General features: G+C 63.0%; 13 protein-coding genes. 3 read left to right on the top strand and 10 right to left on the bottom strand.

Annotated elements, in window-relative coordinates; all coding sequences use genetic code 11:
• Positions 1-48: 48 nt before the first annotated feature.
• From BBF93_RS18440 to BBF93_RS18405, 8 genes are all read right to left on the bottom strand, one after another.
• A complete protein-coding gene (locus BBF93_RS18440) occupies positions 49-507 on the bottom strand; it encodes a DUF3617 family protein (protein ID WP_114106830.1) in 459 nt (152 codons plus the stop codon).
• A gap of 75 nt (positions 508-582) precedes the next feature.
• Complete coding sequence (gene dapF / locus BBF93_RS18435) at positions 583-1,392, bottom strand: diaminopimelate epimerase (protein ID WP_035597429.1); 810 nt, start codon at positions 1,390-1,392, stop codon at positions 583-585.
• A gap of 53 nt (positions 1,393-1,445) precedes the next feature.
• Positions 1,446-1,862 (bottom strand): hypothetical protein, encoded by a 417-nt coding sequence (locus BBF93_RS18430; protein WP_114106829.1) that lies wholly within the window; start codon positions 1,860-1,862, stop codon positions 1,446-1,448.
• 31 nt (positions 1,863-1,893) lie between these two features.
• Entirely contained in the window at positions 1,894-2,946 is a 1,053-nt protein-coding gene (locus BBF93_RS18425; RefSeq protein ID WP_114106828.1) for a MaoC family dehydratase, read from the bottom strand.
• A gap of 48 nt (positions 2,947-2,994) precedes the next feature.
• Entirely contained in the window at positions 2,995-3,282 is a 288-nt protein-coding gene (locus tag BBF93_RS18420; protein ID WP_114106827.1) for a hypothetical protein, read from the bottom strand.
• A 66-nt stretch (positions 3,283-3,348) separates the two neighbouring features.
• On the bottom strand, positions 3,349-3,696 hold the full coding sequence (locus BBF93_RS18415; protein ID WP_035597422.1) for an ArsC/Spx/MgsR family protein: 348 nt from the start codon (positions 3,694-3,696) through the stop codon (positions 3,349-3,351).
• A 154-nt stretch (positions 3,697-3,850) separates the two neighbouring features.
• Positions 3,851-4,546 carry a hypothetical protein gene (locus BBF93_RS18410; RefSeq protein ID WP_114106826.1) on the bottom strand — a complete coding sequence of 232 codons (696 nt, stop codon included), beginning with the start codon at positions 4,544-4,546 and terminating at the stop codon, positions 3,851-3,853.
• A gap of 142 nt (positions 4,547-4,688) precedes the next feature.
• Positions 4,689-5,567: a CoA ester lyase gene (locus tag BBF93_RS18405; protein ID WP_114106825.1), complete on the bottom strand. Its 879-nt coding sequence runs from the start codon at positions 5,565-5,567 to the stop codon at positions 4,689-4,691.
• A gap of 92 nt (positions 5,568-5,659) precedes the next feature.
• Here BBF93_RS18405 and BBF93_RS18400 point away from each other — a divergent pair, with 92 nt between their 5' ends.
• Positions 5,660-6,787 (top strand): serine hydrolase domain-containing protein, encoded by a 1,128-nt coding sequence (locus BBF93_RS18400; protein ID WP_114106824.1) that lies wholly within the window; start codon positions 5,660-5,662, stop codon positions 6,785-6,787.
• A gap of 116 nt (positions 6,788-6,903) precedes the next feature.
• On the opposite strand, the gene rarD is transcribed toward BBF93_RS18400, so the two are convergent.
• Together rarD and BBF93_RS18390 are read right to left on the bottom strand one after the other, a co-directional pair.
• On the bottom strand, positions 6,904-7,815 hold the full coding sequence (gene rarD, locus BBF93_RS18395) for an EamA family transporter RarD (protein ID WP_035597410.1): 912 nt from the start codon (positions 7,813-7,815) through the stop codon (positions 6,904-6,906).
• Positions 7,816-7,943: 128 nt separating this feature from the next.
• Positions 7,944-10,439: a TonB-dependent receptor gene (locus BBF93_RS18390; protein WP_035597407.1), complete on the bottom strand. Its 2,496-nt coding sequence runs from the start codon at positions 10,437-10,439 to the stop codon at positions 7,944-7,946.
• Between the two features lie 191 nt (positions 10,440-10,630).
• Here BBF93_RS18390 and BBF93_RS18385 point away from each other — a divergent pair, with 191 nt between their 5' ends.
• Positions 10,631-12,217, top strand: a complete 1,587-nt coding sequence (locus tag BBF93_RS18385) for a sulfotransferase (protein ID WP_162786632.1) — start codon at positions 10,631-10,633, stop codon at positions 12,215-12,217.
• 60 nt (positions 12,218-12,277) lie between these two features.
• Complete coding sequence (locus BBF93_RS18380) at positions 12,278-13,294, top strand: aldo/keto reductase (RefSeq protein ID WP_035597405.1); 1,017 nt, start codon at positions 12,278-12,280, stop codon at positions 13,292-13,294.
• Positions 13,295-13,426: the final 132 nt, after the last annotated feature.

Genomic DNA, 13,426 nt, shown 5'->3' with positions numbered 1-13,426 from the left:
AGATCGCGCCGATGGGGCCAAATTGCAAGCAGATAGGCCTGCTGGACCTCAGCCGGGGGCCTGGCAGGTGCCGGTGCGGTGGCCGATCATCAGGATATGGCTCTGGAAATCGATTTCATCGCCGCTGGGGCTTGCGAGGTAAATCTGGGCGGCGAAGCTGTCCCGGCCATGGGAGACTGAGAACAGCGCGGCGCCGTCGACATTGAGGCCGTCAAAATTGCACGAAAGACCGATATCGAGCCCGAACTGCTTTGCGTTTACCCCGGTGGAGACGCAGCCTTCGAACATTTCGACCATGCTTTCATCGATCAGGACTTCCTCGTCCAGCGACCAGCATTCCTCGATGGCGGTATGCTCGGCCGGGATATCAATCACTTCACCCCCGGCGCTGACTTCGTAATACATATCCTGGGTGACGGACCATTGTCCCTTGTTCACCGAGATGGATTGGGCCTGAGCGGCCGCTGCCGCGAGAAGGAGGGTCGCAAGGGTCAAGGCGGGCCGCATGGGGGTAGTTCCTCTGATAAGTGTCGTCCAGATTGAGCGCGATAACGATCCCGCGCAATACCCTGAGCCGGGGGTTCAGATTTCGGCTTCAAATTCCAGCTCGACCGGACCGGTCATGTAGACATGGTCATCGGTTTCGCGCCAGTCGATGAAGAGATCCCCGCCATCAAGGATCATCCTTGCCTTGCGGCCCGTCAGCCCGGCGCGGGCGGCGCAAACGAGGGCCGCGCAAGCGCCGGTGCCGCAGGCTTTCGTCAGGCCGGCGGCCCGCTCCCAGACGCGCAGGCGGATGGTTTCCCGGTCAATCACCTGGGCAAAGCCGACATTCGTGCCTTCGGGAAACAGAGGATGCCATTCGACCAGCGGGCCGATGGCCGGGATATCATAGGCGTCCACATCCTTCACGAAGAAGACAGCGTGAGGATTGCCCATCGAGACAACGGCCGGGCGCGACAGGATCGGCGCGTCGATCGGACCGATCTTCAGGTCCACGCCGCGCACATCCATCTTTTCCGACAGGGGAATGTCTTCCCAGCCCATCTGGGGGGAGCCCATATCGACCGTGATCAGGCCGCCTTCGGCGCGGGAGGCGCGCAGCATGTCGGCCTCGGTCTGGATGGTCACGCGGTCTTTCCCCGTCTCGTCCAGCATCAAAAGGCCTACACAGCGGGTGGCGTTGCCGCAGGCGGAGACTTCCGAGCCGTCGGAGTTCCAGATGCGCATGAAGACGTCCTTGGTGGCATCGCGCTCCATCGCGATCACCTGATCGGCCTTCAGATCCGCCGCGATTTTGCGGATCTGCTCCACAGTTGGCGTAAATGCCGTCGAGCGGGCATCGAAAATGGCAAAGGCATTGCCCGCACCGTTCATCTTCCAGAGCTTCATGGACCGCTTCCTAGATTTCCCCACATGCGCGAAACCGCGCTCCCCCCTGCCCCTTATTTCGGAACGCGGGCCGACACAATCCAGCCAGCCGCCTGTACCCCCAATGCCCCGAGCAAAAGCAGTGGAACGAGCGAGTAGTTTATGGCGATGCCGATGAACGCCGCCAGAATGCAGGCATAATCCACAAGGTCGCTCGACATCAGCCAGCCGGCAGGGGTCCGGGCGCGGCGAATGTCCAGCAGGGTGACACTGCGCCAGACCCGGCCCATATCCGGCGGGCCAAACACGGCAAAGAGCTGCTTGGGGTCGAGAATCCCCGTCATTTCGGAGAGATCCTGCAGGCGCGCCTCCCCTTGCGCAATCATGCGCTTGCGGCTGGAGGTGCCGAGCAGGCTGACAATGGCCGAGAGGATCACGCCGAGCGCAATCGCAAATTCGGTGAAGCCCGCATATGGAGGATAGCCGCCCATCGGACGAATATAGGGTGGCCGTGGGCCTGCGCTAGCGGGCGCGGGGGATGGCGGCCCAATAGTCGAAGTCCAGCAGCACGCGCGGGTCGTGCTTTCCGGCCTCGTCCTTGTAGATGAACGCGCCGGGATCGGCATCTTTCACAGCAACAAGGCGCAGACGCAGGGCGCCGCAGGTTTCCGACAGCTCCGCCTTGGTCAGCACTTCGCTCCAGGCATAGATCGTGTCGCCGGCAAAGAGCGGGTTCACATGCGTGCCGGCATTGATGGCGAGGATCTGGCCGGCATTCTCCAGGCCATTGAAGGCGAGCGAGCGGGCAATCGAGATGACCACGCCGCCATAGATGAGCCGTTTGCCGAAGCGGCTGGCCTTCTGGCCATGGGCATCAAAATGCACCTTGGCGGTGTTCTGGTAGAGGCGCGTGGCGATCTGGTGTTCAGCCTCTTCAACTGTCATGCCGTCGACATGGTTGATCTTTTCGCCGACCTCGTAGTCCTCGAAGACATGGCGGCTACCTGACTGGGCAAAGGGCCAGGATTTCATTTCCGGGAAGCCGGTGAGGTCTGCCGGAGCGACCGCCGATGGCAGGCTGGGGACGATTTCTTCCGGCGCCGGCGAGGCCGCATCGCGCTTGTTGATCATCACCCAGCGGACATAGGTGATGACTTCCTCGCCGCGCTGGTTGACGCCCTTGGTGCGGACCCAGACGACGCCGGTCTTGCCGTTGGAATTTTCCTTCACCCCGATCACTTCGGAGCTGGCGCGCAGCGTATCGCCAGGCTCAACCGGGCGCAGGATGCGGCCATCAGCATAGCCGAGATTGGCGACGGCATTGAGGGAAATATCCGGCACGGTCTTGCCGAAGACGATGTGGAAGGCGTGCAGCGGGTCTACGCAGAGGCCCGGCAGGCCAGCCGCCTTGGCAAATTCGGCGGAGGAATACTGGGCATAGCGATTGCCCGTCAGCGCGCGGTAGAGGGCGATGTCGCCTTCGGTGACGGTTTGCGGGGTGGCGTGGATCAGCGTTTCGCCGGGTTTGAAATCTTCAAAGAAGTTGCCCGGATTGGATTTCGTGCTGGTCGCCATGGCTTGCCCTCATCTTCTGATGGGCGAGGCTTTAGCCGCTTCCGGCGGTTAACTCCAGAAGCGTTCCGGCACAGCCAGCACCGTCTCGGCAAAGAGTTGCAGCTGCGGGCTGGCGGCGGCAAGGGCCGAACCGAGCAGCGGCATGCACGCGAGGCAGATGGCCGTGGTGGCCAGCATTCCGGCCATCACTTGTTGATCGCGCCGCTCGGGGAACTCCTCAAAAGCCCGGTTCCCCATGACAAGCCAAGGCAGCCCGAAGGCGGCGAAGGCCGAAAAGGCAAGGAGGAGACCGGCAGTTGAGAGGGCGATAAACAACATGGGGCCGTTATCGCCCATCAGGGCTGAGAAACCGCGAAGCCAATCGATCAAATTTTAACGAATCCGGGCCGAACGGCAGCCAAATCACACAATCTCGAGCAGTTTCTCATTCGGGCGGCCGAGGACAGCCTTCTTGCCATTGATGCCGATGGGCCGCTGGATGAGCTTCGGGTTTTCCGCCATGGCGGCATAGACCTCTTCATCGGAGGCGGTTTCAGGCAGACCGGCGGCGGCCGCGTCCTTCTCGCGCAGGAAGGCGCGGGGGGATTTGACGCCCATCTTTTTGGCGACGTCCTTCAACTCCTCCGCCGACAGCCGCTCTGCCGCATTCATATACTTGCGCACCTTCGGCTCGATGCCGTTCGCCTGAAGCAGTTCGAGCCCCTTCTTCGAGGAGCCGCAGCCGGGATTGTGGATGAGGATGTAGGTCATGGGGGCCTCCTGAGCTTGTCTGGGGTTTGACTTAGGGGGCTTTGGCCGCGTGTCGAGGGGGCGCACTTGCAGTGGACGGCGGCGAAACGCCCTTATCCTCCCCTGCGCTGTGCGGGGGAGGCGGTTTCCAGCCTGGCGGGCAGTTTCCGGCGGGTCAGGAGGTGTTGGGGGTGAGGGTGCGCAGGACGGCTTCTGTCAGCTCCCGGAGGAGCGCCTGCGCGTCCGGCCCGAGGGCGCGGCGCGTGCCGGGGATTTTCCCCGAGGTGACCGGCGCAGGGCGCTGGGCGAGGGCTGCGTTGCGGCGCAGCCAGCGGCGGGCTTCGCGCCGGGGATCGTCATAAGCCTGGCGCAGGGCGGCAAGCCGCCGGAAAAAACGCGCGCCCGGATCGCGGGCAGCAGGCGCGGGCAGCGGCGGAGCGCTCAGCACGTCATCGGTCAACGTACGGATACGGGGGAAAAGATGTTCAGGCAGATATTCCGCCTTCGGAGGGGCACCTTCTGTCTTTGCCGCGCGCGGCGGAGGTTCGTTCATCCGGAAAACGGGCGCGCGGGCGCCGGGGGCTTCCTTGCGGAGCGGCGGCGCAGCCGGGCGCGTGGATTTTGCCTGCGGGGCGCGGGGGACCGGCACGTCCATCTCACTGGCGATCAGCAGGATGGCGCGGCGCAGGGCAGTCTCTGCCGGAAGCAGCGCGCGGCGGGTGAGATAGGCGACGACCTGGCGCGAGGGAGAGGCCGGCTGCCGGGCAAGCGCGGTATCCATGAAATCGATCAGATTAAGGATGAACCACCGCGCCCGGCCGAGCAGGTAGCTCAGGGCATCTTCTGCCGGGATCTGATCTTCGGTGTCCATGGCGCAGAAAATACCATGGGCGCACAGGGGGTGGATAAGATGGCCCTGTTTTTCTGATAACCCTCTGGTGAAGCGGCGTTTTTACTGCGGAAAAACGGGGGACAAGGCGGCCTTACGGACGCCCCTCCCCCACCCGGCGCTCTCAGGCGAGGGCGCGGATCGCCTCGTCCATCTCCACCACGCGGCGGGCCTCTTCCAGGTGGAGCAGCTCGGTCATCTTGCCATTCACTTTCAGGACGCCCTTGCCGGCATTGGCGGGGTCGGCAAAGGCTTCGATGACGGCTTTGGCCTGTTCGACATCATGCGGGCTGGGGGCGAAGATGCGGTTGGCTTCGCCCACCTGGCTGGGATGGATCAGTGTCTTGCCATCGAAGCCAAGGTCGCGGCCCTGCTCGCATTCGTCGCGGAAACCGGATTCGTTCTTGATGTCATTATAGACGCCATCAATCGCGGTGAGGCCATAGGCGCGGGCCGCCGCGATGGTGAGCTGAAGCGCGGTCTGGAAGGCGAGCCGGTCCGCTGTCATCCGGGCACGGTATTCCTTGGCCAGATCATTCGTGCCCATCACGAAAGTGGTGAGGTGGGTGGATTTCCGCGCGGCGGCGATTTCCTGGATGTTGAGGATGGCGAGCGGGGTTTCGATCATCGCCCAGAGGGCCATCGTTTCGGGCGCGCCAGCATCCTTCAGGAGCTGGCTGAGGCGCTCGATATCTCTATGCCCTGTCACCTTGGGCGCGAGGACGGCATGGGCGCCGGACGTGGCGATGGCCTCGAGATCTTCATGGCCCCAGGCCGTATCGAGGCCGTTCATGCGGATGACGATCTCGCGCTTGCCATAGCCGCCCTGCGCCACGGCGGCGAGGATGGCGGCGCGGGCCTCTTCCTTGGCTTCGGGGGCGACGGCGTCTTCCAGGTCCAGGATCAGCGTATCGGCCGGAATGTCTCGGGCCTTTTCCAGCGCGCGGGTGTTGGCGCCGGGCATGTAGAGGCAGGAGCGGCGGGGGCGGTGGGGGGTGGACATGGGGCGTTGCCTCCTTGACGGTATGGGGTCTCTTGCGGTCAGAGGGGTGGCCTGTTTCCGGGCCGAAATCAATGTGACAGGGAGCCCGACGCATGACTGATACGCCCATTTCCGGCCATGTGGCCCCCGGCTTTGAGCCGGTGCGCGAGGCATTCGAGGCGAATTTTGCCGGCGGCGAGGAGCATGGCGCGAGCTTTGCCCTGCGCATCGGCGGGGAGACGCTGGTGGACCTGCGCGGGGGCTGGGCTGACCGGGGCAAGGAACGCATCTGGGACGAGACGACGATTGTGCCGATCTATTCGGCCTCCAAGGGCATCTCCGCGCTGGTGCTGGCGATGGCGGTGGAAGACCTGCCCGCAGGATATGAGACCCCCGTTGCCGATGTGTGGCCCGAATTTGCGGCTGAAGGTAAAGGCGAGGTCACGATTGGCCAGATGGTGAGCCATCAGGCGGGCCTGCCGGGTTTTGAGAAGGAAATCGACCCCGCGCTGTGGCTGGACCCGCCCGCCTGCGCCGCCGCGATTGCCGCCCTGCCCCCGATGTGGCCGCCGGGCAGCGCGCATGGCTATCACCCACTGACCTGGGGCTACATGCTGGGCGAGGTGGTCAAACGCATCACCGGGCGCAGCGTGGGCACGATCCTGAAGGAAGACATCTGCGGGCCGGCGGGCATCGATTTCCAGATCGGCCTTCCGCAAGCCGACGAGCCGCGCGTGGGCGACATGCTGCGGCCCAAGGCGCTGGCGCCGCTGGGCAACCTGACGCCGGAGCGCAAAGCGGCCTTTGTCTACAAATGGGCTTCGCCGGACCGGGCGGGCCGGGCGTGGCGGGAGATCGAAATCCCCTCCGCAAACGGGCATGGCGCGGCATTGGCGGTGGCGAGCCTTTACGAGGCCTATGCGCGGGGCGGGCAGATTGCCGGGGGCAAGACGCTGATGCGGCGGGAAACGCTGGAGGCGCTGACGCGGCCGCGCGTGGACGGGCCCGACCTAGTGTTGCCGATGCATACCATGTTTGGCGCCGGCATCATGATCAATTGCCATGGCAAATTCGGGCCCAACCCGGAAACGCTCGGCCATTCGGGATGGGGCGGATCGATGGCGATTGCCGATCCGGCGCGGGGGCTGTCTGCGGCCTATGTGATGAACCGGCAGTCGGCCTCGCTGGTGGGCGATCCGCGTGCGGTGGCGCTGGTGGAAGCGGCTTACGGCTGCCTCTGAGCGAAGACTGGCACGGCAGTTGCAACGCCAGGTTTGGAACTGGAAGGCTCCATTTCCGTCATGCACTTGACCTTGCAGCGGTCTCCCGACGGAGGCCGCTGTTTTCTTTTCCGGCGTCAGGCAGGACGGGCGGTGCGCGCGAGGCGCCGGGCCTTGGCATCCCCCATCAGGCTGTCGGCGGTAAACACGACCAGAGCCGTCCAGATGAAACCGAAGGCGACGGCGTGGGTCATCCCGAAGCCCTCCTTGAAGACCAGCACGGCGATCAGGAACTGAATCGTGGGCCCGATATACTGCATCATGCCGATGGTGGAGAAACGCAGCCGCTTGGCAGCAAGGGCATAGAGGATCAGCGGAATGGCCGTGATCGGCCCGGCCGCCATCAGCAGCGGAATATCCCACCCCCCTTCCCCGAGCCAGCGGCCACCCGGCTGGGTGGTGGCAAACCAGGTGAGCCAGGCCAGGGCGACGGGCGCGAGCAGCGCGACTTCCACCAGGAAGCCGGCGCGGCTGTCGATGGCGACCTTCTTCCGGATCACCGAATAGCAGGCAAAGGTGATGCAGAGGATCAACGCGACCCAGGGCACACGGCCGAAGGCGAAGGTCATCACGCCCACGCCGATGGCGGCGATGGCAACGGCAACCCATTGGGCCGGACGCAGCTTCTCCGAGAAGATCAGCATACCGAACAGCACATTGACCAGCGGGTTGATGTAATAGCCCAGAGACGCTTCCATCGTGCGCCCGGCATTGACGGCCCAGATATAGATGGCCCAGTTCGCCCCGATCAGCAGGCCGGAAACGGTAAGCCATTTGAGATTGCTGCCGGTGAAGGCGGCGCGAACATCCCGCCAGTTGGCGGCCACCGCAATGAACAGGATGGCGGTGGGCACCGACCAGAGCACGCGGTGGGCGAGCAGCTCCAGCGCGCCGGTATGCTGCATGGCGCGGATATAGAGCGGCAGGCTCCCCCAGATCAGGTAGGAGAGAAGCGCAGCGGGAAAACCAAGACGGAGGGCGGGGCTCATGGCGGCGTGCTATAGGCCTGGCCGCTGCCTTTCGCCACCCGGATTTTGCTCAGCCGCCCCGGAGCAAAGCTCAACAAGAAAGGCCGCGCCCTTGAAGCGCGGCCCTTCCGATCAAGAGTGCCCTGCTCTTACTGGCCGAACTTGTAACTGGCCCGGATGCCAATCGCCCGCGGCGCGCCGACATATGTGTAGAAGGAGCGGATATAGACCGGGTCTCCGTTGGCATCCGCCACGATCTGGTTGGACAGTGGTGAGGAGACCACGCCGGTCTCATAATACTCGTCGAACAGATTGTTGACGAACAGGGTCGCCTGCCACTTGCCCGCGTCATAAACCGCCGACGCATTGGCCACCCCGTAGCTGTCCAATGTCAGTCCGCCGCCCCGGCCGCCGGTCCGGCTGAGCACGTCGCCCTGCCAGGAATAGCTGCCATTGAAGGTGAGCGTCCGGCCAGAGGCAAGCTGGTGAACATATGAGCCGAAGACCGAGAACTGGTCTTCCGGCGATCCGGGCAGCCGGTCTCCGTCCTGGCCATCGAGTAGGATCGTGCTGAAGCCTGGCGGAGAGATCGTGCCCACAAGCCCAGGCGCAACCGCGGTCAATGACGCTTCGGTGTGGCTGTAGCTTCCGCGTACGGAGAACGCATCTGTGACCAGCCAGTTGCCGGAAACTTCAAAGCCTTTGGTTTCAGCGCCCTCGGCGTTGACGGTGATTGGAATTGACGCGTTGATGGTGGCCGAGGTCAGCTGCGGATCTTTCCACTCGATATAATAGACCGCGCCGTTGAGGATGAGCCGCCCATTGGCCAGGGTGGACTTGAAACCCAGCTCATAATTGATCGTCTTGTCCGGCAGGTACTGGCTCTCATCCCGTGTGGAAATATCCCCCGCGCCGGGCCCGTATTGCTGGCCGGGAAGCAACGCGCAGGCGCCCTGCTGAGTATTGGTGGGATCATAGTCCGGGCAGACCGCAATGCCGTTCTGGTTCCCGATCCGGTAGCCTTCGGAAATTGTGAAATAGCCGAGAATATCGTCCGTCACCTGATAGGACGTGTTGATCTTGAACAGCGTGCCTTCATCCGACTGGCTGGTGCGCTCCGTGCCGTTCGGGCTGCCGGCCGCAAAGTCTGACCGCAGACTGGATTCCAGCGCGCTGACCCCGACACGGGCAAAACCTGGATCAAACAGCGGGAAGTCGACATCGCTGAACGATTCAAGATCATACTGATAGTACCGCCCACCGACCGTTACGGTCCACTTGTCCGTGATATCGTAGCCGATCTCTCCGAAGAAGGCGGACTCTTCCAGCTTTGAAAAACCCTGGGAGAAATACTCAAGATCGTCCGGCCGGTTGAAACCAGCGAAGTCTGCGTAGCCAGGCGTATACTCTGCCGAATAGCTGGCCCCTTCATACTGGTTGTAGAAGGCCCCGACGATCCAGTTCAGCGGACCGTCCGTGGTCGATACAAGGCGGAGTTCCTGATTGATCCGGCTTTCCTTGCCCTTTTCATGGGTAAAGGAGGTGAAGGTGGGGAACGCCTCGTAGCTGTACTCCAGCGTTATCAGAAGGTCTGTCTGGTCGCGCTGGCCATTGTCGTTAAACCGGGAATAGCCGGTGGCCGAGGTCAGCTCTGCAAAACCGAGATCTGCGACCATTTCCAGCGCCAGGAGCTGGTTGGTGATTTCGTTGGGCTCCTCCACCCGCTTGGCGAGCTCATAGTCTCCAGCCGGAACCGTGGAGCGGGCGCTGGAACCGCGGCGGCCTCCAATGTCCGACTTTTGAAGATAATAGGTGAGCGTGGTGTCGAGCCATGGCAACGGTTCCCAACGGGCCGCAATGCGGGCGGAGATGGTTTCCTCGCTGTCGGCATCGGTGATGCGGCGCAGATTGGCCGCAACGTCGGCAGGGTCGGTGAAGTCCGGATCCGGATTGGAAACGCCAATTTCACGAACAACATAGGGATAGTCGATGAAGCCGGAATCATTCTCGTAATCCACCGAGGCGCGGATGGCGAAGTTCGGCGCGAGCGCCTTGTTGATGGTGAGGCCGGCATCATAGGAAAGATCATCAGCTTCCGAATACTGATAAATCTCCGTACGCACATCGAGCGTATCGCCTGCGAAGTCCGGTTTCTTCGGAATATAGCGGATCGCTCCGCCCAACGTGCCGGCGCCATAGAGCGTGCCCTGAGGGCCAAGCAGGACCTCCACCCGCTCCAGATCGTTGAGCTTCAGATCCAGATAGACGGGAATTTCGCCGATATAGGTGGCAACGGTGCCGCCGCCGTTGTTATTACCATCGCCCGAGCCAAGACCATCCGCGTTAAGGCCGCGTACGATCAGGGGGTTTCCCTGGCGCCCGCCCCGGTCCACCACATTGATACCCGGCACATAGGCGAGCATGTCTGCGAGTTCGTCGAACCCCTGCTCCGTGATCTGTTGATCGCCAATGGCGGAAATGTTGATCGGGATGTCCTGCACACTTTCTGCCCGGCGGGTGGCGGTCACCGTTACCGCTTCGACACGGAGTTCGCCATCTGCGGTCTCCTGGGCCTGAGCTGACAGGGTTAAGGCACTGGTCATCACCGCCGCACTTGCGGACAGGAGCAGGTATTTCCGGATCATATGTGTACCTCTGCTATGTCGTTAAAAGTCCCCTCGACATGCTCAGAAGCTGTGCAGAACCAACCTGCAGCAAGAGAAGCAACAATGGCCGGTTGGATTTTCCGCATGCGTGCAGCAAAGTGCGCCTGATCTGCTCAATTCTGAAGCAGCCGGAGAATAGCGCCCTGCAAAAGACCCTTTCAGAGACAGGTTTGGCCGGCGAGAGGCTGGCTGAGGCCACTCGCCTTTTGCGAGCGGGCGCCTATGAGCAAGCCCATGGCTTGTGCCTGGCCGCGCTGAAAGAAGCGCCCCGGACGGCGCAGGCCTATTATCTGCTGGGCCAGCTGGCGCTTGACCACGGCAACATCGGCAAGGCGGAAGAGCTCTTCGCAGTGACCGTTCAACTTGATCCGCGCCATGCCGGCGCCCTTGCCCAACAGGCGCGCTGCCTTTTGGCGCTCAGCCGCCGCAGCGACGCGGTGGCTACCGTCCGCGCAGCTGCCGCATCGGCGCCGGAAGACGCCTTTACATGTGATACAATCGGGGTGGTGATGAGCCGGGCTGGCCTTCATGAAGACGCCCTGCCCTATTATGCCCGGGCGACCGAAGCGGAGCCGGGGAACGCCAACTATCAGTATAACTTTGCCGCGGCTCTGCAGTTTGCCGGAGATATGGACCGGGCGCGGGACGCCTATCTGCGCTGCGCCGCCGCCGACCCCGATGACACCCGCGGCTTGCCATCCTTGGTGCAGATCACCCGTCAGACGCCGGAGGAAAATTACATTCCTGCGCTGGAGGCGATGTTTATCCGGCATCAGGAGGATGCCGACGCGGCCCTGCGTATCGGCCACGCCCTGGCGAAGACCCATGAGGACTTGAAGCAACCCGGCGACGCCCTCGCCTGGCTCGCCCGCGCCAAGGCCGGGAAGCGCCGCCTGATCCGGCATACCCCTGATGTGGACAGCGCTCTCTTCGCCGCCGCCGGCGCGCTGGCAGAGACCTTGCCGGTGGCCCCTGCCCCATCGGGCGAAGGCCCGGTATTCATTTGCGGGATGCCCCGGACGGGAACAACACTGGTGGACCGTATCCTGACAAGCCACAGCGCCGTTACCCCGGCTGGCGAGCTGTCAGACTTTGCGCTTTGCCTGAAGCGGCTTGCAAAAACGCCTTCCAATCTGGTGCTGGACCCGGAGACCCTGGGGGCCGCGCGCGGCATGGATCTCTCCGCCCTCGGAACAGCCTATTTGCACAGCGTGCGCACGTCTCTTGGCCTCGCCGGGCTGTTTACCGACAAGATGCCGCTCAACATCCTTTTGGCACCGGTCATCCTGGCGGCGCTGCCGGGCGCGCGGATCATCTGCCTGCGGCGGCATCCGGCAGATACGGTGCTGTCGAACTACCGGCAGATGTTTGCCACCAGCTTTTCCTATTACAACTATGCCTACACTCTGGAAGACACGACCCGTTACTATGCCGGGTTTGACCGGCTGGTGCGGCGCTATGAAGAGGTGTTGCCCGCTGATCGTTTCACGGTTGTGCATTACGAGAAGATAGTGACCGATCAGGAAGCGGAGACGCGGCGGGTTCTGGCGTTCTGTGGCCTGCCCTTCGAAGAGGGATGCCTGGCCTTCCACCAGAATGCCGCGCCCGTGGCGACGGCTTCCTCGGCGCAGGTGCGTGAGCCCCTTTACACCTCCGCGCTTGGCCGCTGGCGCCGGTATGAGGCGGGCCTCCAGCCCGCGCTGGACATATTGGAAGCTGAAGGCTGCCTTACGCCGGGAGAGCGCAGGCGGGGGTGACTGGCGCTTGGCGCGGGCGGCGTTAGGGTGTCCGGCGACAAGCCTTATGGGAGAAACGCCATGCAACACCGCCGTCTTGGCAAAAGCGCCATCTATGTTTCCGACATCTGCATGGGCACGATGACTTTCGGCACCCAGACCGACGAGAAGGAAGCCTTCCGTATTCTGGACGCGAGCCTTGATGCGGGGATCAACTTCTTCGACACGGCCGAAAACTATCCGGTGCCGCCGGATCTCAAATATGGCGGGCTGACCGAGGAAATCTTCGGGCGCTGGATGAAAACCAAGGACCGGGACGCGATCATCCTCGCCACAAAAGTGTGCGGGCCCTCGCATGGCTGGATCAAGGGATCGCAGCGGGCCGGCATGACGGCGCTGGACCGGCACAATATCCGCCGCGCGGTGGAGGCGAGCCTGACCCGCCTGCAGACCGACTATATCGACCTTTACCAGACCCACTGGCCCGACCATGGCACCGGTTTCGACGAGACGATGGAAACGCTCGATGAGCTGGTGCGCGAAGGTTATGTTCGCATCGTGGGCTGCTCCAACGAAGACGCCTGGGGGCTGATGAAGTCGATTGAGACATCCAGCCGTCTCGGAACAGTCCGCTATCAGACGATCCAGAACAATTTCTCGCTGAACAATCGCCGCTTCGAGGATGCGCTTTCAAAGATTTGTGAGCGCGAAGGGGTAAGCCTTATTCCCTATTCCCCGCTGGGGGGCGGCGTGCTGTCTGGCAAGTATCAGGACGGCGCCTTCCCCGAGGGCGCGCGCTTCTCCGCCTATGCCAACAGGGGCGGGCGCCACACGGCCATGACGCAGCGTTTCGTCAATGAGAAGAGCCTGGCAGCTACAGCCCGCTATATGGAAATTGCCAAACAGGCCGGCATGAGCCCGGTGACGCTGGCGACGGCCTGGTCGAAGCAGCACAGCTTTGTGGCTTCCACGATTGTCGGCGCGTCGCGCTTTGATCAGCTGTCAGATATTCTGGCAGCGGCGGACCTTGTGTTGCCCGACGACGTCATGAAAGCGTGCGACAAGGTTTCCCGGGAAATCCTCTATCCGATGGGATGAGGCCTTCCCGCTGGCCGGGCCTCTCCCTGAGAGAGACGAGTTGATCGACAAGCCTTAAAACCAAAATGGCCCCCGCCTCCTTCTATGGAAGGCCGGGGGCCGCCCTTGGGGGCCCACCATGGCTGGGAATAC

The sequence above is a fragment of the Hyphomonas sp. CACIAM 19H1 genome, from assembly GCF_003325995.1.
GTDB lineage: Bacteria > Pseudomonadota > Alphaproteobacteria > Caulobacterales > Hyphomonadaceae > Hyphomonas > Hyphomonas polymorpha.
Note: the sequence above shows the minus strand (reverse complement) of the source record. Positions and strands in the feature narration are given on the sequence as shown.